The organism is Microbacterium sp. W1-4-2 (assembly GCF_058349885.2).
The window spans coordinates 259322-279690 of sequence record NZ_JBYRJC020000003.1 but is presented as its reverse complement, the minus strand read 5'-3'; the positions used below and the strand labels follow the sequence as shown (position 1 = coordinate 279690).

Sequence of the window (20369 nt, the reverse complement as noted above, 5' to 3'; positions counted from 1 at the left end):
CCCGATCTCGCCCCGGGCGGCGCACCGTGTGACCGACGCCCGCCCGGGGCGCCCGCGCGAGTGGGATGATGGGGCCATGGACGAGGTGAGCGCCGTCGTCGCCCTCGAGGAGGGCGTGTGCTGGGAGCGGTTGGGCGGCCAGGAGGTCGGGCGGCTCGTGACGCGCGTCGGAGACCAGATCGACATCTTCCCGGTCAATTTCGTGGTGGACGAGGGCACGATCCTGTTCCGCACCGCCGAGGGCAGCAAGCTGTTCGAGTTGACCGTGAACGACCGGGTGCTGTTCGAGGTCGACGACCACACCGACGCCGACGCATGGAGCGTCGTAGTCCGGGGGAGAGCCGAGCGGGTGGATGCGGCATCCGATGTGGACCGCGCCGACACGCTCGGCCTGCGGCCCTGGATCCCGACCCTCAAGCGCAACTACGTGCGCGTCGTTCCCGACTCCGTGAGCGGCCGGGCGTTCCGCCGCGACCCCGAACCGGAGCGCGACGGCATCCAGCCGTACTGACCCGCCCGGTTCGCGACCCAGCGGGGCATGCCGTACACTTGAAGGGCAGTTGAAGTCTGCATTCTTTCGCTGTGCCCGCCGGTCCGGACACGGTCCCCACCAACCAGCACTGTGGCAGAATGACGACTTCCCCGAGGCCCCCGGGCCTTTAGGGCGGTAGCTCAATTGGCAGAGCAGCGGTCTCCAAAACCGCAGGTTGCAGGTTCGATTCCTGTCCGCCCTGCGCGTCAGCGTCTTGCTGGCACACAGAAGACGATTCAGGTGGAGTCGATGGTTCAGGACGAGCAGAACGGCGAGATCGTCGCCGCGAGCGACCGGCCGAGCGAGAAGAAGCCCAACATCTTCCAGCGCATCGCCATCTTCATCCGCCAGGTCTTCGCCGAACTGCGCAAGGTCGTCACCCCGACGCGGCAGGAGCTGTTCAAATACACCCTCGTGGTGCTCGGCTTCGTCATCGTGATGATGGCCATCGTCTACGGGCTGGACGTTCTGTTCGTCTGGCTGACGACGTGGGTGTTCGGCACGCCGGCTTCGTGACGCCCTTCGCGCGCACACCCCGGCTCATACGAACGGAAGAGAACACAAGTGTCTGAGAGATATGCCGACGACGTCGACTGGGCGACGGCAGCCGAGCAGTCCAGCGAGGACGACGAGGCTCAGGAGGGCAACGTCCTCGAAGCCGAGGAGTACGCGGTCGAGGCCGCGGAGCACCGTGCCCTGCACGTCGAGGGCGAGGAGTCCGAAGATGAGGACGACTCGAACAGCGACGACGACGCTTATGACATCGACGACCCGGAGGCGGACGCGATCGTGAACGACGCACTGCACATCGACCAGACGGCCGAGGCTGAGGCTGCGGCCGAGGTCCTGAACGACGGAGCGGCCGAGGACGCCGCCGAGCGCGCTGCTGCGGCGGCCGACGAGGTCTCGCCCTACGACGGCCCCGACATCAACGGCGACGAGGATCGCCCCGTGCTCGACGAGGACTTCGTCGCCGAGGTGGATGCCGCGTCCGCCGTCGTCGACGACGCTGAAGAGGCCGCGGCAGAGGACGAGGATCCGTACGAGGCGTTCCGCGCCGAGCTGCGCTCGCAGCCGGGCAAGTGGTACGTCATCCACTCGTACGCGGGCTTCGAGCGCAAAGTCAAGGCCAACATCGAGCAGCGCAAGTCGACGCTCGAGGTCGAGGACGACATCTACCAGATCGAGGTCCCGATGGAGGACGTCGTCGAGATCAAGAACGGGCAGCGCAAGATGGTCACGCGCGTCCGGATCCCCGGCTACGTGCTCGTGCGCATGGAGCTCAACGAAGACACCTGGTCGGTCGTGCGCCACACGCCGGGCGTCACCGGGTTCGTGGGCAACGCGCACAACCCGACGCCGCTGCGCTTCGAAGAGGCGTTCAACATGCTGAAGTCGCTGGTCGAGATCCGCGAGGTCGCGACGCCCAAGGGCGGCGGCGCGAAGGCCGGCCAGGCCACCGCGCGCGTCATCCCCGCCGAGGTCGATTTCGAGATCGGCGAGACCATCACGATCAAGGAGGGCTCGTTCGCGGGCCTGCCCGGCACGATCAGCGAGATCCAGCCGGCCAGCGGCAAGCTCACCGTGCTCGTCTCGCTGTTCGAGCGCGAGACCCCGGTCGAGCTGAGCTTCGACCAGGTCACCAAGATGATCTGACGCGCACAGCGCGTCCCACAGACACCGCGCTCCGGAGATGCCGGATCCGCGGGAGAACGGATGCGGACTGCATCCGATTCGTTGAAAGGAAGAACACATGGCACCGAAGAAGAAGGTGACCGGCCTGATCAAGCTTCAGATCAACGCCGGCGCCGCCAACCCGGCGCCGCCGATCGGGCCTGCGCTCGGTCAGCACGGCGTCAACATCATGGAGTTCTGCAAGGCGTACAACGCGGCGACCGAGTCGCAGCGCGGCAACGTCATCCCCGTCGAGATCACCGTGTACGAGGACCGCAGCTTCACCTTCATCCTGAAGACCCCGCCGGCCGCCGAGCTGATCAAGAAGGCAGCCGGCGTTGCGAAGGGCTCCAAGACGCCGCACACCGACAAGGTGGGCAAGCTCACCAAGGATCAGGTGCGCCAGATCGCCGAGACCAAGCAGCCCGACCTGAACGCGAACGACATCGAGGCCGCGTCCAAGATCATCGCCGGCACCGCCCGTTCCATGGGCATCACGGTCGAGGACTGAGGGGAGTAACGACAATGGCTACCAAGTCCAAGGCCTACAAGGCTGCCGCCGAGAAGATCGAGGCGGACAAGTACTACACCCCGACCGAGGCCGTCGCGCTCGCGAAGGACACCGGGTCGAAGAAGTTCGACTCGACCGTCGAGGTCGCCCTCAAGCTCTCGGTCGACCCGCGCAAGGCGGACCAGATGGTGCGCGGCACCGTCATCCTCCCGCACGGCACGGGCAAGACCGCGCGCGTCATCGTGTTCGCGACGGGTCCGGCTGCCGAGGCCGCGATCGCCGCGGGTGCCGATGAGGTCGGCGGCGCCGAGCTCATCGAGAAGGTCGCCGGCGGCTACACCGCGTTCGACGCGGCCGTGGCCACCCCCGAGCTGATGGGCCAGGTCGGGCGTCTCGGCAAGGTCCTCGGTCCCCGAGGCCTCATGCCGAACCCGAAGACCGGCACCGTGACCCCCAACCCGGCCAAGGCCGTCGAGGAGATCAAGGGCGGCAAGATCGAGTTCCGCGTCGACAAGCACGCCAACGTGCACTTCGTCGTCGGCAAGGCCTCGTTCACGGCCGAGCAGCTGGACGAGAATCTGAAGGCCGCGCTCGAAGAGATCGTGCGCCTGAAGCCGTCCAGCTCGAAGGGCCGCTACATCCAGAAGGGCGCCGTGTCGACCACGTTCGGCCCGGGCATCCCGCTGGACGTCAACGCCATCTGAGTCTGACGCTCACGAAGAGGCCCCTCCTCCGGGTGGGGCCTCTTGTGCGTCCCGGGAGGTCTCGCGAGCTTCCGGCGTAGGCTGACGGCATGACGGGCGTCGCGGGCATCCTGCTGGCCGCCGGCGCAGGACGCCGGATGGGAGCGCCGAAAGCGCTGGTGACGGATGCCGCGGCCCGGCCGTGGGCTCTGAACGCCGCCCGTGCGCTCGCGGATGCCGGCTGCGCCCCGGTGGTGGTCGTCGCCGGCGCGCAGGCCGAGGCGGTGCGCGCGGTGCTGGCGGACGAGGACGTCGAGGTGATCGTCGCCGAGGATTGGGCCGAGGGCATGGGCGCCTCACTGCGGGCGGGCCTGGTCGCGGCCGAGCGCACCCACGCCGTCGCGGCGATGATCCACCTCGTCGACGTGCCCGATGCCGGTGCCGCCGTCGTGCGCCGGCTGCGCGAGGTCGCCGCTCCCGACGTGCTCGCCCGCGCGGCGTACGGCGCACGGCGGCACGGCCATCCCGTGCTCGTCGGCCGCGACCACTGGGCCGGGATCGCAGCGAGCGCCATCGGCGACTCGGGTGCGCGCGCCTACTTCGCCGACCACGCCGTGACCGTCGTCGAGTGCGGCGATCTGGGCACCGGCGTCGACGTCGATCGCCCGGAGGATCTGCCGGCCGGCGCGGTGATCCCTAAGCTGGGCGCATGAGCACGCCCGCAGCGATGCCGGCTCCGGTGCCGTCTGCGGGGATGCCCGCGTCGCCCGAGGCCGTGGCCGAGCAGCTGCGCGCGACGGGATATCTGCCCGATGCGGGATTGTCCACGGTCGCCTACCTCGCCCTGGCGCTGCAGCGCCCGCTGCTGCTCGAAGGCGAGCCGGGCACCGGCAAGACGGCGCTGGCCGAGGCGCTCGCGCAGGCGCTCGACCTGCCGCTGATCCGCCTGCAATGCTACGAGGGGATCGATGCGACCCAGGCGCTGTACGACTGGGACTTCACCCGGCAGATCCTGCACCTGCGGGCTGTCGAGGCCGCGGGCGGCGGCGGCACGACCGACGAGCTGGAGCGGTCGCTGTTCGACGAGCGGTTCCTGCTGGCCCGGCCCATCCTGCGGGTGCTGCAGCAGAGCCCGGCCGTGCTGCTGGTGGACGAGATCGACCGCGCCGACGACGAGTTCGAGGCGTTCCTGCTCGAAGTGCTCTCCACCAATCAGGTGACGATCCCCGAGCTCGGCACGATCACGGCGACCGTGCCGCCGATCGTCGTGCTCACCTCCAACCGCACGCGCGAACTGCACGACGCGCTGAAGCGTCGCTGCCTGTACCACTGGATCGAGCACCCGGGCCTGGCCCGCGAAGTGCAGATCCTGCGCGCACGCCTGCCCGAGGTCGACGAGGCGCTGGCCCGGCAGGTCGCCGGCGCGATCGCCGAGCTGCGCGGCGCCGCCGACATGCAGAAGCCGCCCGGGGTGGCCGAGACGCTGGACTGGGCGCGCGCCCTGCACCAGCTCGGCGCACGCACGCTCGACGTGGAATCGGCCGCCGCCACGATCGGTGCGATCTGCAAGTACCGTGAAGACATCGAGCGGGTGCGGGCGACCCTCGACGTCCTGCTCACGACCTGAGGAAGAGCGATGGATGCCGGTGCCCGGGCGGATGGCGACGGTTCGGCGCCGACCACCCCGGCCGTGGCGCTGATCGGATTCACCCACGCGCTGCGGGCGGCGGGTCTGGTCTCGAGTCCGGACCGCGCGCAGCTGTTCGCCGCCGCGACCGCGCGACTCGGGGCCGGCGATCGCACCCATGTGTACTGGGCGGGGCGGGCGACCCTGTGCGCGGGGCCGGACGACGTCGCCCCGTACGACAAGGCGTTCGCGCACTGGTTCGGCGCGCTGCCGGTGCGCACCGGCGGTGCGCGTCGCGCGGCCAAGACGATCGTGCAGGCCGGCCTCGACGTCGCCTCCGCCGACGGTGAACCGGGCGACGGGCGGTTCGTGCCGGTCCTGGCCAGCGCGCAGGAGGCGCTCGGTCGCCGCGACATCGCGAGCCTGTCCGACGACGAGCGTCGCCGATTGGCAGGGCTGTTCGCGGACCTGACCGTCCGTCCGCCCCAGCGCCGCGGCATGCGCCGACGCCCGGCGCGCACCGGCGACGTCGACCCTGCCGCCACCGTACGGGAGCTGCTGCGTCATGCCGGCGAGCCCGTGCGGCCGCGCCACCGGCGGCGTGCGCCGCGGCCCCGGCGCATCGTGCTGCTCGTGGACGTCTCGGGGTCGATGACGCCGTACGCCGACAGCCTGCTGCGGCTCGCCCACCGGATCGTGGCCGCCGCCCCACGGACGACCGAGGTGTTCACGATGGGCACCCGACTGACCCGGGTCACCGCGGCGCTGCGCACCCGCGACCCCGACGCAGCGCTGCGACTGGTGGGCGCGACCGTGCCGGACTGGTCGGGCGGCACCCGGCTCGGCGAGCAGATCCGAGCGTTCATCGACCGGTGGGGGCAGCGTGGCACAGCGCGCTCGGCGGTGGTCGTCGTGGCCAGCGACGGGTGGGAGGTCGGCGACGCTGCCCTGCTCGGCGCGCAGATGGAGCGGCTGCACCGGCTGGCACATCGGGTGCTGTGGGCGAACCCGCACCGCGGCAAGCCGGGGTATGCTCCGGTGCAGGCGGGGATGGCGGCGTCGCTCCCGTGGCTCGACGGTCTCGTCGCCGGGCACTCGCTGGCGGCGTTCGGCGAGCTGTTGGAGGTGATCGGCCGTGCGTGAGATCCTGGCGGAGCTGCGGGCGAGCTGGCAGACCGGCCAGACCATCGGCATCGGCACGGTCGTGCAGACGATCCGCTCCGCACCACGGCCGGCCGGCGCGTCGATGATGGTCACCGAAGACGGCACCGTGTCGGGCTCGGTCTCGGGCGGCTGCGTCGAGGGCGCGCTGTACGAACTGTGCCAGGAGGTCGTCGACTCCGGCACGCCGGTGCTGCAGCGCTACGGTTTCAGCGACGACGACGCGTTCGCGGTCGGGCTCACCTGCGGCGGCATCATCGACGTGTTCGTCGAGCCGATCTCGCGCGAGACGTTCCCCGATTTCGGCGCCGTCGCCGACGACATCGCCGCGGGGCGTCCGGTGGCCGTGGCCACCGTCATCGAGCACGCCGACCCGGCCATGGTCGGCCGTCGTCTGGTCGTCCGCCCCGACGCGGTCGAGGGCACCCTGGGGGCTGCCCGCATCGACGAAGCCGTCGCCGACGACGTGCGCGGTCTGCTGGCCTCCGGCTCGACGAGTGTGCTCACCTACGGTCTGCAGGGCGAGCGGATGGAGACCGGGATGCGCGTGTTCACGGCATCCTTCCAACCCAAACCGCGGATGATCGTCTTCGGCGCCATCGACTTCGCCGCCGCCGTCGCGCGCCAGGGGGCGTTCCTCGGCTTCCACGTCACGGTCTGCGATGCGCGAAGCGTGTTCGCGACCCGGGCACGGTTCCCAGCCGCCGACGAGGTGGTCGTGTCGTGGCCGCACACGTATCTGCAGGCCGAGGTCGACGCGGGCAGGATCGATGCGCGCACCGTCATCTGCGTGCTCACCCACGATCCCAAGTTCGATGTGCCCGTGCTGGAGGTGGCGCTGCGACTGCGCGGCGCGCAGGCGCCGGCCTACATCGGCGCCATGGGGTCACGCCGGACGCACGCCGATCGCCTGGAGAGATTGGTCGAGGCAGGCCTCGGACCCGACGACCTGGCCCGGCTGGTCAGCCCGATCGGGCTGGACCTGGGCGGGCGCACTCCCGAAGAGACGGCGGTCTCGATCGCCGCGCAGATCGTCGGCCGGCGCTGGGGCGGCACCAACGTCCCGCTGAACGAGACCGACCGGCGCATGCACCAGGGGACTGATGCGGGGCCGTTGTCAGTGCCTGTGGGCACTGCTATACAGAGAGAACACGACGACGTGTGAGCGGACGGAGAGATGCCATGACGCGCAGGACCATCACCGTGACGGTAGACGGGACCACGTACACAGACGATGTCGAGCCGCGGATGCTGCTGGTGCAGTACCTGCGCGAGGTCGTCGGGAAGACGGGGACGCTGATCGGCTGCGATACGAGCAACTGCGGTGCCTGCACGGTGCATCTGGATGGGATGAGCGTGAAGAGCTGCACGGTGCTGGCCGTGCAGGCCGATGGGCACGAGGTGACCACGATCGAGGGCATCGCCACGGACGGCGAGCTGCATCCCATGCAGCAGGCGTTCCACGAGAACCACGCGCTGCAGTGCGGGTTCTGCACGCCCGGCATGATCATGGAGTCCATCGACCTGCTGCGCGAACACCCCGACCCCGACGAGCGCACGATCCGCGAGGGGCTGGAAGGCAATCTCTGCCGCTGTACGGGCTATCACAACATCGTCAAGGCCGTGCAGGCGGCGGCCGCTGCCGGAACGCATACCGGCGCACCGGTGAAGGAGCCGGCATGACCACCGCCGAGATCGGGGCCCCGCGCACCCGCAAAGAGGATCAGCGGCTGATCACCGGCCACAGCCGCTACACCGACAACATGGTGCTGGCGGGCATGCTGCACATCGCCCTGCTGCGCAGCCCCTTCGCACACGCGAAGATCACGTCGCTGAACGTGGATGCCGCGCGCACGGCTCCGGGCGTCGTCGCGGTGCTGACCGGCCGCGATGTCGCCGACGAGCAGGGCGCGATCCCGTCGGCGTGGCCGGTGACGCCGGATCAGAAGGCCGCGCCGTATCTGCCGATCGCGATCGACCACGTCGCCTTCGCGGGCGAGATCGTCGCCTGCGTCATCGCGCGGACCCCCGCGCAGGCCCGCGACGCGCTGGACGAGATCGACGTCGACTACGAAGAGCTGCCCGTCGTGCTCGACCTCGAAGAGGCGTTCACCGACGAGGTGCTCGCCCAGCCCGAGCTCGGCACGAACCTGTCGGCGCGGTGGGTGTTCGACTCGGCCGCTGCCGGCACCGGCGGCGACACCGAGCAGGCGCTGGCCGACAGCGAGGTCGTCCTCGAGCGCACCTACTACCAGCAGCGGCTCATCCCGGCGTTCATGGAGCCCCGCTCCACGATCGTCGACCCCACCGGCGACCAGATCACGATGTGGTCCGCCACGCAGGTGCCGCACATCCTGAAGCTCATGCTGGCGCTGAGCCTCGGCATCCCGGAATCGAAGGTGCGGGTGATCGCGCCGGACGTCGGCGGAGGATTCGGCGGAAAGCTCGCCGTGACCACCGAGGAGTTCATCACCGTCCTGGCCGCGCGACACACCGGCAAGCCGTGCAAGTACACCGAGACGCGCACCGAGTCGCTCATGGGTGCCCATCACGGCCGCGCACAGGTGCAGCGCATCAAGGTCGGCGCGAAGCGCGACGGCACGGTCACGGCGCTGAGCGTGAACCTGCTCGCGGACATGGGCGCGTACCAGAGCCTCATCGGCGGCGGCATCCCGATCCTCGGCGCGTTCATGTACAACGCGATCTACAAGTTCCCGGCCTATCGGTTCGAGTGCAACAACCTGTTCACCAACAAGGTCATCACCGGTGCCTACCGTGGCGCGGGGCGCCCCGAGGCGACGTACGCTATCGAGCGCGCCATGGACGACCTCGCCGCCGAGCTCGGCATGGACCCGATCGAGCTGCGCCGCAAGAACTGGATCCGCCACGAGGAGTTCCCGTTCACGACCGTCGCCGGCCTCGAGTACGACTCCGGCAACTACGAGGCCGCCACCGACAAGGCGCTGGAGATGTTCGACTACGACGCGCTGCGGGCCGAGCAGAAGGCCCGTCGCGACGCCGGCGATCCGGTGCAGCTGGGCATCGGGGTCTCGACGTACACCGAGATGTGCGGGCTGGCCCCGTCGCGGGTGCTCGGCTCGCTCGACTATGCGGCCGGGGGCTGGGAGCACGCGCAGGTGCGCATCCTGCCGACCGGCCAGGTCGAGGTCGTGACCGGCATCAGCCCGCACGGGCAGGGCCACGAGACCTCGTACAGCCAGATCGTCGCCGATCGGCTGGGCGTGGCGTTCGAGGATGTCATCATCCTGCACGGCGACACCCAGGTCGCCCAGAAGGGCATGGACACGTACGGGTCGCGATCGCTCGTGGTCGGCGGCATGGCGGTGGTCGCCGCCGCCGACAAGGTCATCGAGAAGGCCAAGACGGTCGCCGCCCATCTGCTGGAGGCCAACCGCGACGACGTCGAGTTCAGCGCCGGACGGTTCGGCGTCAAGGGCACCGACGCGGGCATGACGCTCGGCGAGATCGCGTTCGCGGTGTTCGCGGCGCACAACCTGCCGGACGGGTTCGAGGCGAGCCTGGACTCGGACGCGACGTTCGATCCGCAGAACTTCAACTTCCCGCACGGCACGCACCTGGCCGCCGTCGAGGTCGACACCGAGACCGGGCGAGTGACGCTTCGGCAGTATGTGTGCGTCGACGACATCGGCAACGTCATCAATCCGCTGCTGGTCGACGGGCAGGTGCACGGCGGACTCGCGCAGGGCATCTCGCAGGCGCTGTTCGAAGAGGCGGTCTACGACGACGCCGGCACCCTCGTGTCGGGGTCCTTCGTCGACTACCTGCTGCCCAGCGCCGCCGACCTGCCCTCGTTCACCACGGCGCGCACCGTCACCCCGGCGCTGACCAACGCGCTCGGCGTGAAGGGCGTGGGCGAGGCCGGCACGATCGCCTCGACGCCGGCGATCATCAACGGCATCGTCGACGCGCTGCGACCGTACGGTGTCGGCGACATCCGGATGCCGGCCACGCCCGCCACGGTGTGGCACGCCCTGCAGGATGCGAAGGCCGATAGCGGCTCCCCGACAGGAGGTGCGGCATGATCCCCGTGGCATTCGACTACGCGGCTCCCACGACGCTCGACGAGGCGCTGGCGCAGCTGGCCGAGGCGGGTGACGACGGCAAGCTGCTCGCGGGCGGGCAGAGCCTGATCCCGGTGCTCAAGTTGCGGATGGCGGCTCCCTCCGTGCTCGTCGACCTCGGGCGCATCGAGTCGCTGCGCGGCATCCGCGAAGACGGCGATGCGATCGTGATCGGGGCGATGACCACTCATCACCAGGTCGCGAACGACCCGCTCGTGGCACGTTTCGCCGGCTTGATCTCCGAGGCGGCGCACGCCATCGCCGACCCGCAGATCCGGCACCGCGGCACGTTCGGCGGTGCGCTCGTGCACGCGGACCCCGCCGCGGACCTGCCGGCACCGGCGCTCGCGCTGGACGCGGAGTTCGTCATCGTCGGCCGGGGCGGCACCCGCACGGTGCCGGCGGCCGACTTCTTCCAGGACATGTTCACCACCGCCGTCGCCGAGGACGAGATCCTCACCGAGGTGCGCATCCCCAAGCGCGAGGGCTGGGGCTCGCACCACGAGAAGTTCACGCGCACCGCCCAGCAGTGGCCGGTGGTCGGCGTGTCGGCGGCTGTCCGGGTGCAGGACGGCGCGATCGCCGAAGCCCGCATCGGCCTGTCGAACATGGCATCCGTGCCGGTGCGCGCCACCACGACCGAGAACGCCCTGGTCGGCATCGCCGCCACTGCGGACGCCGACACCGAGGCGGCGATCGGCGCGGCGGTCGCCGCTGTCGCCGAGGGGACGAACCCGCCCGACGACGCGAACGGCGATCCCGCCTACCGACGGCACCTGGCGGGGGTGCTGACCCGCAAGGCCGTCGTGGCCGCGATGCTCGCCGCAGGGCAGAGGGCAGCCGGATGAAGCTCGAGCATCGTTTCGTGGTGCCCGCCCCGCCCGAGGCGGTGTGGGCCGCCCTCGACGATCTGGAGGAGAACGCGCCGTGCCTGCCCGGCGCCGCGCTCACCGGGGTGGAGGGCGACGAGTTCACCGGCACCGTCAAGGTCAAGCTGGGCCCGGTCTCGATGACCTACAGCGGCACCGGCCGGTTCGTCCAGCGCGACCCGTCGAGCGGGCAGGTCGTGGTCGAGGCCAAGGGCAAGGACAAGCGCGGCAACGGCACCGCGGGTGCGACGGTGACCGCGCAGATCACCGCCGAGGGCGACGGCACCGCTGTCGACATGGTCACCGACCTCGCCGTGACGGGAAAGCCCGCGCAGTTCGGCCGTGGCGTCATCCAGGACGTCAGCGACAAGCTGCTCGGCCAGTTCGTCGAGTGCTTCTCGGCGAAGCTCGCCGCGGGGGCTGAGGGCGAGGCGGACGCGGAGGTCGCAGAGGCAGAGGACCCGTCATCGCAGACGCAGGATGCCGCAGCCGAGACGACGGCGGATGCCGCGGCCGCACCGCCGCCCGACATCCACGCGCCGCGCAGCACCCCGACGCCGGGCGCCAGGCCGACACCGCCCGCCCCGGCGGCCGAGCTCGACCTGATGTCCACGGTGATGCCGGTGCTTCTGCGGCGCTACGCGCCGGCGATCGCCTTCGCCGCTGGACTGCTGCTCGGCCTGCTCCTGCGCCGCCGGCGCTGACCCACGACCCCTCACGCGGTGGGACGCACGTCGAAGCCGATCGCGCCGGTGGGCGTGGCATCCCGCACCCGCGCGTCGGTCACCCGCGATCCCGGAGGTCCCTCGCTCATCCAGGCGAGCACCGCGTCGACCTGCTCGTCGGTGCCCTCGATCTCGGCTTCGACCGTGCCGTCGCGACGGTTGCGCACCCACCCGGCGACGCCGGCCGCGTCGGCCTCGATGCGCATCGTGTAGCGGTAGCCCACTCCCTGGACCTCACCCGAGACGATGACGTGCACGCGGCGCATGCCCCCATCCTCGCAGGCCGTCACGCCCCGGCGACGAGGTTCGCGGCGAGCAGCAGCATCACGACGCCGATCACGGCGTCGACGATGCGCCAGGCGCGCGGCGTCGACAGCCAGCGCCCCAGATACCGCGCGCCGTATGCCAGCGCGAAGAACCACAGCACGCTTGCGCACGCCGCGCCCAGCGCGAACCACCAGCGCAGGTCGCCGTGCGTGCTTGCGATCGACCCCAGCAGGAACACGGTGTCGAGGTACACGTGCGGGTTCAGCCAGGTGAGCGCCAGGCACGTCGCGAGGACGGGCGCCAGACGCGTCCCCGTCCGCGTCGCGGTCGCCAGCCCACCCGTCATCGTGCCGGTCGCCCCCTGCGAGCCCGGTAGGGCGGAGGCATCCACCCGCAGCGCGTCGCCGCTCGGCCACCACGCCCGCCGCAGCGCCAGCACCGCGTACACCGCGAGGAACGTCGCCCCTGCGAAGCGCATCACGACGGCCAGCCACGGCACGGCGTGCAGGATCACGCCGATGCCCGAGACTCCCACCGCGATCAGCGCCGCGTCCGACAGGGTGCACACGATCGCCACCGCGAGGACGTGCTCGCGGCGCAGCCCCTGACGCAGCACGAACAGATTCTGCGCGCCGATGGCGACGATGAGCGAGAGGCCGAGACCGAGTCCGGCGAAGATCGACGAGAGCACGCTTCGACGCTACGGCGCGATGCCGTCTGAAGTACAGCTCACAGAACTGCAGCAGCATTAGCATGGCTTATGATGCGCATCCCGTTCGAACTGGCCGAGACCCTCGCCGTCGTGATCGACGAGGGCACACTGGATGCCGCAGGCCGGCGCCTGCACATCACCCCGTCGGCGGTCAGCCAGCGCATCAAGGCGCTCGAAGAGCAGCTCGGCCGGGTCTGTCTGATCCGGGCGCGACCCGCGCGGGCGACCGAGGCCGGCGCGGCGGTCGTGCGCCTCGCCCGGCAGCTGACCCTGCTCGAGCACGATGCGCTGGGCGAGCTCGGCACCGCCGACGACCGGGTGCGGTTCAGCGTGGCGCTCGCGGTGAACGCCGACACCCTCGGAACGTGGTTCCTCGAACCGCTCGCGCGGCTGACGCGACAGCATCCCATCGTCTTCGACCTGCACCGCGACGACCAGGACTTCACCGCAGAGCTGCTCGAATCCGGCACGGTCATGGCCGCCGTCACCTCACGCGCTCAGCCGGTGGCCGGCTGCCGCGTCGTGCCGCTCGGGACGATGCGCTACGAAGCGGTCGCGACGCCGGAGTACGTCGCCCGGTGGCTGCCGGAGGGGCCGACGCCCGCGGCCCTGGCCCAGGCCGTGCGCGTCGACTACGACCGTCGCGACGACCTGCAGAGCGAATGGCTGCGCGGCCGTGGCGTCCAGACCGCCCCGCCCCGGCACTACGTGCCGGCGTCGAACGACTTCGCCCGGGCGGTGCACCTCGGCATGGGCTGGGGACTGCTGCCGGGGTTCCAGTCCGATGCGGGGCTGGCGGATGGGTCGCTCGTCCGGTTGGGCGGCGAGCCCGCCGACGTGCCGCTGTACTGGCAGCAGTGGAACCTGCGCTCCGCGCTGCTGGATGCCGTGGCCGACGCCGTCGTGTCCGAAGGCCGCCGGGTGCTGCGGAGCTGAGGGCCTCAGGCCTCGGGGACGTCGCCCGAGGCGAGCGCCTGCAGCAGCACGGTGAGCCGGTCGATGTGCTCCAGCGGCCACTCGGCGAGGACGTCGCCGAGGCGGTCCATGTACGGGTAGCGCACCGACTCGAGCCGCTCGCGGCCGAGCGGCGTGATGCTGATCAGTCGGATCCGCCCGTCGGCGGGGTCGGCGGTGCGCTCGACCAGTCCGAGCGTCTCGAGCTCGCTGACCGAACGGCTGATCAGGCTCTTGTCGGAGTCCATGCGCTCGGCCAGGGCCGAGACCGTGACCGAGCCCATGCGCTCGATCACGGTGAACACCTTGAACGTGCCCGGCATCATGCCGGGGCTCACGGCCTCGGCGGCCTGCGCATAGACCCGGCGCAGCTGGGTGAACAGCTGCGAGAACGCGCCCTCCAGCGCCCGCACCGCGAGGCGACGCGGGTCGTCCTCCGTGGCGGCTCCCTCGGCGGGTGTCGCCACGGAGCGGATGGGGGTGATCATCGCTCGCTCGATCCGGCGGGCTCGCCGGCGGAGCCGGAGGAGCCGGAGGCGGCGCTCGAGGCATCCACCCCGTCTGCGATGCGGATGCTGCCGGTCGCGGTGAGCACGCTCATGCCCTCGTCGACCGAGACCGTGGCCAGGTCCGCCTCGCCGGCGTGCATGCGCTCGGTGTTGGTCATGCGGGTCAGCGACACGTTGGGCAGGAACACGATCGCGACCAGGCTGATCACCGCGAACGGCACGGCGATCAGGAACGAGTGCGAGATGCCCTGGGCGTACACGTCCTCGATGATCACGCGCAGTGCGTGCGGCATGTCCGACACCTTGGGCATCGCGCCGCTGGCCAGCTGCGCCTGCCAGTAAGCTGCCTTGTCGCCGAGGCTCATGATCGCCTTGCCGAGCTCGGGCATGCGGTCGGTCATGAGGTCGGTGACCTTGGTGGCCAGCGCCGCACCCATGACCGCCACGCCCACGGTGCCGCCGAGGCTCCGGAAGAACGTGACGCCCGAGCTCGCGACGCCGATCTCGTTCGGCTTGCACGTGTTCTGCACGATCAGCACGAGGTTCTGCATGGTCATGCCGACGCCTGCGCCGAGCAGGAACATGTAGAGCGAGACGAGCACGAAGTTCGTGTCGTAGTGGATCGTCGACAGCGTGTAGGACCCTGCGATCAGCAGCAGGCCGCCGAGGATGAGGTACGGCTTCCAGTGCCCGTACTTCGAGACCAGCATGCCGATGAGCACCGATGCGATCAGCAGGCCCGCGATCATCGGGATGGTCATGAGCCCCGCCTGCGTGGGGGTGGCTCCGCGGGCCAGCTGCATGTACTGGCTGAGGAAGACGGATGCCCCGAACATCGCGATGCCGGTGGAGATCGAAGCGATCACGGCCAGCGTGAACGTGCGGTTGCGGAACATCGAGAGGGGCACGAGCGGCTCTTTGGAGCGCAGTTCGACGACGATGAACAGCACCGTCGCGAGGACCGCGCCGCCGACCATGACGTAGGTCTGCCAGCTGTTCCACGGGAACCCGGTGGGGGTGCCTGCGATCGTGACCCAGATCAGCAGCAGCGAGACGGCGGCCGACAGCAGCACGATGCCGGTGTAGTCGATCGACACCTTGCGGCGCTCGTGGGGGGAGAGGTGCAGCGTCTTCTGCACCAGGATCAGGGCGACGATCGCGACCGGCAGCGCGACATAGAAGTTCCAGCGCCAGGTCCACGCGTCGGTGAGCACGCCGCCCAGCAGCGGGCCGCCGACGGTGGCCACGGCCATCACCGCGCCGAACAGGCCCATGTACTTGCCGCGCTCGCGGGGACTGAGGATGTCGGCCATGATCACCTGGCTGAGCGCCGCGAGACCGCCCGCGCCGATGCCCTGGACCGCGCGGAACGTGATGAGCATCTCGGGGGTCTGCGAGAAGCCGGCGCCGGCGGTGGCCAGCACGAAGACCACGATCGCGAGCTGGTACAGGAGCTTGCGGTTGAACAGGTCGGCGAGCTTGCCCCAGATCGGGGTCGAGATCGCGGTGGTCAGCAGCGTCGCGGTGACGACCCACGTGAACGCGGCCTGGTCGCCGTCGAGGTCGTGGATGATGACCGGCAGCGAGCTCGACACGACGGTCGAGGCCAGCATCGACACGAACATGCCGAGGATCAGACCCGACAGTGCTTCGAGCACCTGCCGGTGGGTCATGGCCGGCTTCATGCCGGGCGAGGTTTGGGACATGGATTCCTAACGCAGATCGTTGACAGAGGTCAACAGTTGAGAACGGTCAACTATATCTGTAATCGTTGACCCACGTCAACTATTCCCCGGCTCGGATCAGTCCGCGAGCGCGAGCGCCCGGTACGCCTCGCGTGACGGCTGCGGGTGCGTGCGCCGGTGCAGCTCATCGATGAGCGCCGTGGCCAGGCGCACGAGCTTGCCGATCTCGGCCTCGTCGCGGTCGACCCACGCACAGCGCGGCTCGTCGTCGATCGGCACGAAGCCGTCATGCTGCTCCCAGACCACGAGCGTGCGCTCGGCCCCGATGACGTGCTGCTGCCACCACACTTGGCGAAGATACGAGCGCGGGATGCTGCGCCACGCCTTGTTGGTCGTCTTGATCTCTGCGAGCGTGACGCGGCCCCCGGCATCCTGCATCAATCCGTCGGGGGTGGCGAGGTGCCGCGGCTCGACGATCGCGCGGAAGAGCGCGGTGGAGGGCCGGATGCCGTGCGTTGCCGCGATCCATGCCGCGATCTCGGGTTCGCGGCGCCGGCCGTGGTCGGTGTAGGCGTTGCCGGTGAAGCCGCTGCCGGTCAGCTTGGTGTGCGCCGCGCGGGCGATGACACGCTCGCTCGTGAGCGCGGCGACGTCGGTCGCGGTGATGCCCCGCGAGCGGGCCCGCAGCCAGGCGACCCGATCGCGCGAGTCCGCGACGATGCGCTCGGCGAGTTCGGGGGTCACTCCTCGAGCGTACGCCGTGGCGTCGACGGCGCCGGGCGCGACGCGGCTTTTCGCAAGGGGGTTGATTCCTCGCCGTGCCGTGGCATCGTCGATCGCATGGACACCCTCACATATGACCAGTTCCGTTCGTCGGGCGGGGTCGAGGACTGGCGGCCGGACGGCGACGCCGTGACCGCACTGTTCCGCACCGGCGACTTCGCCACCGGCGCCCGCCTCTTTCAGACGATCGCCGGCCTCGCCGAAGCGGCGAACCACCACCCCGACGTGACCGTCACCTATCCGAGCGTCGAGGTGCGACTGAGCAGCCACGACGCCGGGGGAGTGACCGAGAAGGACGCGGCGCTCGCGGCCCAGATCTCGCGCGCCGCCCACGACATGGGCGTCGAGGCCGGCTGACGGCTAGGACGCGGCAGCCTCTTCGCGCTCGATCCGCAGGTTCTCGTGCACGAGCTCGCCGAGCAGCTTGACGAGCGCGGCCTGCTTCTCGGCATGCGTGAAGTAGAAGTCGACGGCGCTGTTGTGTGCGTCGTGGTTCGTGAGCACGGCGTCGGTCACGGCCGTCGTGAGGTCCGGCGATTCGATGAACTGCTTGCGTGAATTCGCGGCCGCCTGGAGCCGGATCTGCGGGTCGTCGCCGAGGACGGTCACGACGCCCTGCACCCACGATTCGATACCGGACTCGGTGAAGTCCTCGTCGGCGAACAGCTCGTTGATGCGGCCCAGAATCTCGGCCAGCCGCACCATCCGCGGGTCGCGTGCTGTGCCTGCGCCGGGTCGGAGCGGCTGAAGCTGCTTGGTCTCGCCCGATGCGAGGTCGAGAGTGTGGTCGCCCGAGCGCGCCTGCTTGATCCGCGTCAGCTCCAGCGCCGAGAAGTCGATCGCCTCGGCCGACGCCCGCCCGGTCAGTCGCGGTGCGAGCAGGCGCAGGAACAGCGACCGCTTCTCGAGGCCGGTGTCGGCGTAGTTCACGATCTGCGAGAGGAAGTCGTAGAGCCGCACGAACGACCCGACGTCCTTGCGGAACAGGTCGAGCTCGTCGATCGTGGCCTTGTCGTCGGATGCCGCGGCCGCAGCGTACCGGTCATTGAAGCGGTCTGCTGCGGCCTTCAGCGGTGCCGTGTGCGCACCGTGCTTCGCGTGCGGGTCGATGAACCACGCCGTGAACGCCTCGATCTCGGCGTCGGTGTAGATGCCCGCGGCATCCAGCTTCGCCTGCAGGTCGTGGATGACGTCGGGATCCGTCCGCTCGGTGAGCTCCGCGGTGCGGTAGTAGGGGAGGAACGACTCGAGGATCTGCTGCGGGTCGTTCACGAAGTCGAGAACATACGTGACGTCCTTGCCGGCGGACGGATATGTGCGGTTCAGGCGCGACAGCGTCTGCACCGCAGTCACGCCGTCGAGCCGCTTGTCGACGTACATCGCGCACAGCAGCGGCTGATCGAAGCCGGTCTGGTATTTGTTCGCGACGATGAGCAGCTGGAAATCGTCAGACCCGAACGCGACGGGAAGCGTGCGGCCGCGCAGTCCGCGGTTGAGGTTCGCCTCGGAATACGGCGGCTCGACGCCGGCGAACGCGACCCCGGGCACCTGCTGCTCGGTGAGCGTGCCTGAGAAGGCGACGAGCGTCGCCAGGCCGTACCCCTTCTTCGCGATGTAGGCGTCGATCGCCTCCTTGTAGCGCACCGCGGCCTCACGGGACGCCGTCACGACCATCGCCTTGGCGTGCCCGTCGAGCAGGTGGCGCACGTTCGCGCGGTAGTGCTCGACGATGATCTGCACTTTCTGCGCGATGTTCGTCGGGTGCAGCGACACCCAGCGCATGAGTCCCTTCGTCGCCTCGGCCTCGTCGACCAGCTCGACCGCTTCGAGATGGCGCTTCGACGTCTCGGCGATCTGGAACGCGGTGTCGTAGGTCGTGTAGTTGCGCAGCACGTCGAGGATGTAGCCCTCTTCGATCGCCTGCTGCATCGAATACACGTGGAAGGGATGCGGCAGCCCGTCGGAGCCTACGCGTCCGAACAGTTCGAGGGTCTTTGTCTTGGGTGTGGCAGTGAAGGCGAAGAACGACAGGTTGGGGGAGTCGGCGCGGGCCTGCATCTCGGCGGCAAGTACCGCCTCGGTGTCGAGCTCGCCCCCGTCGTCGAGGTCGCGCTGCTCGTCGGTGGTCAGCACCGCGCGCAGCTGCTGCGACGTGCGGCCGGTCTGCGAGGAATGCGCCTCGTCGGCGATGATCGCGAACGTCCGATCGGCGAGCCCCTTGTTCTCACGGATCGCCTCGAGCGCGAAGGGAAAGGTCTGCATCGTGACGATCACGACGAGCTTGCCGCGCAGCAGTTCTCTGGCCAGCAGCGCCGACTTCGACCCTTCGCCCGCTTTGCGCACCTCGTCGGCATTGATCGTGGCGACCGTGCCGTCCACGCCCTCGATCTGCTTGATGGCCTTCTGCAGCTGGTCGTCGAGCACCGTCCGGTCGGTGACGACGATGACGGTGTCGAAGACCTTCTTGTCGTGGGCGTCGTGCAGGCTCGACAGGCCATGGGCGAGCCAGGCGATCGAGTTGGTCTTGCCCGAGCCGGCGGAGTGCATCACGAGGTAGCGGTGGCCGGGTCCCTCCCGCCGGACCGTCGCGAGCAGGTCGGTGACGAGTTCCCACTGGTGGAATCGCGGGAAGAGCAGCGTCGTGGATTTCGTGACCTCGCCGGTGACGGCATCCGTCGTCGTCCTCTTCTCGAGGTGCAGCAGACGACCCACGATGTGCAGCCAGGCGTCGCGCTGCAGGACCCGCTCCCACAGGTACGAGGAGGCAGCGCCGTCCGGGTTGACCGGGTTGCCCGCGCCGTCGTCGTCGCCGCGGTTGAAAGGCAGGAACCGGGTCGCCTTGCCTGCCAGTCGCGTCGTCATCGCGACCTCGTCGGTCGAGACTGCGAAGTGCACGAGAGCGCGGTTCGCGAAGCCGAGCAGCGGTTCGCCCTTCGGGTCGCGCGCGGTGCGGTACTGCGCGATCGCGTCGTCGATGGACTGGGTGTCGTCGGTCTTCAGCTCCATGGTGGCGACCGGCAGGCCGTTGACGAACAGCACGAGGTCGATCGAGTGGGTGTTCTTCGACGAGTAATACACCTGGCGCATGACGCGCAGGCGCACCTTCTCGTAGCGCTTCAGTGCAGTGGTGTTGAGGCTCGTCGCAGGTTTGAACTCGCACATCGAGAACGACGCCGGAGTCTTCTTGAATCCGCGACGCAGCACGTTGAGCGTGCCGCCGCCGGACTCGAGAGGCAGATCGAGGGTCTTCACGAGGCGGTCGAGCAGCTGTTCTTGCGCCGTGTGCTTCTCGATATCGGATGCCTCGGCCCGCACGATCTTCGCAAGCTCGGTGGGCTGGGTGTCGGCGAGCCACCCGAGCACGTCGGGCACATAGAGTGCGCGGACTTTGTCGTACCCGGAGTTGTCGGTGTCGTACTCCCAGCCGTGGGCGTGGAGATACTCGCAGATCTCGTCCTCGAACGCCTTCTCGTGCTCTTTCCCCATGCCGCCCCTTGCCCCTGGCCTGTGCGCGTCTATAACCGCATGACTATAGACATCATGTCGGATATGCGGGGGAGCGGCGTCCGTGCGC

Annotated in this window: 21 protein-coding genes and 1 tRNA gene; 16 read left to right on the top strand and 6 right to left on the bottom strand. The window is 69.7% G+C overall.

The genetic code is table 11. The features are described 5' to 3' along the window. The first annotated feature begins 76 nt into the window (after positions 1 to 76). The 14 genes from AC3RX0_RS13965 to AC3RX0_RS13900 all read left to right on the top strand — a co-directional run bounded on the left by AC3RX0_RS13965 (position 77) and on the right by AC3RX0_RS13900 (position 11864). Positions 77 to 511, top strand: a complete 435-nt coding sequence (locus tag AC3RX0_RS13965) for a pyridoxamine 5'-phosphate oxidase family protein (RefSeq protein WP_491506598.1) — start codon at positions 77 to 79, stop codon at positions 509 to 511. Positions 512 to 661: 150 nt separating this feature from the next. Then, positions 662 to 734, top strand: a tRNA-Trp gene (locus AC3RX0_RS13960). 47 nt (positions 735 to 781) lie between these two features. After that, a complete protein-coding gene (secE, locus tag AC3RX0_RS13955; protein WP_491506867.1) occupies positions 782 to 1048 on the top strand; it encodes a preprotein translocase subunit SecE in 267 nt (88 codons plus the stop codon). A gap of 48 nt (positions 1049 to 1096) precedes the next feature. Beyond that, on the top strand, positions 1097 to 2188 hold the full coding sequence (gene nusG / locus AC3RX0_RS13950; protein ID WP_491506597.1) for a transcription termination/antitermination protein NusG: 1092 nt from the start codon (positions 1097 to 1099) through the stop codon (positions 2186 to 2188). Positions 2189 to 2285: 97 nt separating this feature from the next. Then, positions 2286 to 2717 carry a 50S ribosomal protein L11 gene (gene rplK / locus AC3RX0_RS13945; protein WP_491506596.1) on the top strand — a complete coding sequence of 144 codons (432 nt, stop codon included), beginning with the start codon at positions 2286 to 2288 and terminating at the stop codon, positions 2715 to 2717. Positions 2718 to 2731: 14 nt separating this feature from the next. After that, a complete protein-coding gene (gene rplA / locus AC3RX0_RS13940) occupies positions 2732 to 3421 on the top strand; it encodes a 50S ribosomal protein L1 (protein ID WP_491506595.1) in 690 nt (229 codons plus the stop codon). An 89-nt stretch (positions 3422 to 3510) separates the two neighbouring features. Further along, positions 3511 to 4113 (top strand): nucleotidyltransferase family protein, encoded by a 603-nt coding sequence (locus AC3RX0_RS13935; protein ID WP_491506594.1) that lies wholly within the window; start codon positions 3511 to 3513, stop codon positions 4111 to 4113. Then, positions 4110 to 5027, top strand: coding sequence for an AAA family ATPase (locus AC3RX0_RS13930; RefSeq protein ID WP_491506593.1), 918 nt, complete (start codon positions 4110 to 4112; stop codon positions 5025 to 5027). Before AC3RX0_RS13935 ends, AC3RX0_RS13930 begins: the two co-directional genes overlap by 4 nt. Before the next feature lie 9 nt (positions 5028 to 5036). Further along, the gene (locus tag AC3RX0_RS13925; RefSeq protein ID WP_491506592.1) at positions 5037 to 6170 is read left to right on the top strand and encodes a vWA domain-containing protein; all 1134 of its coding nucleotides are present in this window, start codon (positions 5037 to 5039) and stop codon (positions 6168 to 6170) included. Then, positions 6163 to 7353, top strand: coding sequence for an XdhC family protein (locus AC3RX0_RS13920; RefSeq protein ID WP_491506591.1), 1191 nt, complete (start codon positions 6163 to 6165; stop codon positions 7351 to 7353). The genes AC3RX0_RS13925 and AC3RX0_RS13920 overlap by 8 nt, the downstream gene beginning before the upstream one ends. 17 nt (positions 7354 to 7370) lie before the next feature. After that, complete coding sequence (locus AC3RX0_RS13915) at positions 7371 to 7871, top strand: (2Fe-2S)-binding protein (protein ID WP_491506590.1); 501 nt, start codon at positions 7371 to 7373, stop codon at positions 7869 to 7871. Beyond that, positions 7868 to 10252, top strand: coding sequence for a xanthine dehydrogenase family protein molybdopterin-binding subunit (locus AC3RX0_RS13910; protein WP_491506589.1), 2385 nt, complete (start codon positions 7868 to 7870; stop codon positions 10250 to 10252). The genes AC3RX0_RS13915 and AC3RX0_RS13910 overlap by 4 nt, the downstream gene beginning before the upstream one ends. Continuing rightward, the gene (locus AC3RX0_RS13905) at positions 10249 to 11139 is read left to right on the top strand and encodes an FAD binding domain-containing protein (RefSeq protein WP_491506588.1); all 891 of its coding nucleotides are present in this window, start codon (positions 10249 to 10251) and stop codon (positions 11137 to 11139) included. The genes AC3RX0_RS13910 and AC3RX0_RS13905 overlap by 4 nt, the downstream gene beginning before the upstream one ends. After that, complete coding sequence (locus AC3RX0_RS13900) at positions 11136 to 11864, top strand: SRPBCC family protein (RefSeq protein WP_491506587.1); 729 nt, start codon at positions 11136 to 11138, stop codon at positions 11862 to 11864. The genes AC3RX0_RS13905 and AC3RX0_RS13900 overlap by 4 nt, the downstream gene beginning before the upstream one ends. A gap of 11 nt (positions 11865 to 11875) precedes the next feature. Here AC3RX0_RS13900 and AC3RX0_RS13895 read toward each other — a convergent pair whose 3' ends face one another. Continuing rightward, positions 11876 to 12151: an acylphosphatase gene (locus AC3RX0_RS13895; RefSeq protein ID WP_491506586.1), complete on the bottom strand. Its 276-nt coding sequence runs from the start codon at positions 12149 to 12151 to the stop codon at positions 11876 to 11878. 20 nt (positions 12152 to 12171) lie between these two features. After that, positions 12172 to 12843 carry a LysE/ArgO family amino acid transporter gene (locus tag AC3RX0_RS13890; protein WP_491506585.1) on the bottom strand — a complete coding sequence of 224 codons (672 nt, stop codon included), beginning with the start codon at positions 12841 to 12843 and terminating at the stop codon, positions 12172 to 12174. A gap of 69 nt (positions 12844 to 12912) precedes the next feature. Here AC3RX0_RS13890 and AC3RX0_RS13885 point away from each other — a divergent pair, with 69 nt between their 5' ends. Further along, positions 12913 to 13800 carry a LysR family transcriptional regulator ArgP gene (locus AC3RX0_RS13885; RefSeq protein ID WP_491506584.1) on the top strand — a complete coding sequence of 296 codons (888 nt, stop codon included), beginning with the start codon at positions 12913 to 12915 and terminating at the stop codon, positions 13798 to 13800. 5 nt (positions 13801 to 13805) lie between these two features. Here the strand turns inward: AC3RX0_RS13885 and AC3RX0_RS13880 are convergent, their stop codons facing one another. From AC3RX0_RS13880 to AC3RX0_RS13870, 3 genes are all read right to left on the bottom strand, one after another. Continuing rightward, complete coding sequence (locus tag AC3RX0_RS13880; RefSeq protein ID WP_491506583.1) at positions 13806 to 14306, bottom strand: MarR family winged helix-turn-helix transcriptional regulator; 501 nt, start codon at positions 14304 to 14306, stop codon at positions 13806 to 13808. Then, entirely contained in the window at positions 14303 to 16033 is a 1731-nt protein-coding gene (locus AC3RX0_RS13875; protein WP_491506582.1) for an MDR family MFS transporter, read from the bottom strand. The genes AC3RX0_RS13880 and AC3RX0_RS13875 overlap by 4 nt, the downstream gene beginning before the upstream one ends. Positions 16034 to 16129: 96 nt before the next feature. Beyond that, positions 16130 to 16756 (bottom strand): YqaJ viral recombinase family protein, encoded by a 627-nt coding sequence (locus tag AC3RX0_RS13870; RefSeq protein ID WP_491506581.1) that lies wholly within the window; start codon positions 16754 to 16756, stop codon positions 16130 to 16132. A 96-nt stretch (positions 16757 to 16852) separates the two neighbouring features. Here AC3RX0_RS13870 and AC3RX0_RS13865 point away from each other — a divergent pair, with 96 nt between their 5' ends. Further along, complete coding sequence (locus tag AC3RX0_RS13865; protein WP_491506580.1) at positions 16853 to 17152, top strand: 4a-hydroxytetrahydrobiopterin dehydratase; 300 nt, start codon at positions 16853 to 16855, stop codon at positions 17150 to 17152. Between the two features lie 3 nt (positions 17153 to 17155). On the opposite strand, the gene AC3RX0_RS13860 is transcribed toward AC3RX0_RS13865, so the two are convergent. Further along, entirely contained in the window at positions 17156 to 20281 is a 3126-nt protein-coding gene (locus tag AC3RX0_RS13860) for a type I restriction endonuclease subunit R (RefSeq protein WP_491506579.1), read from the bottom strand. Between the last annotated feature and the right edge of the window lie 88 nt (positions 20282 to 20369).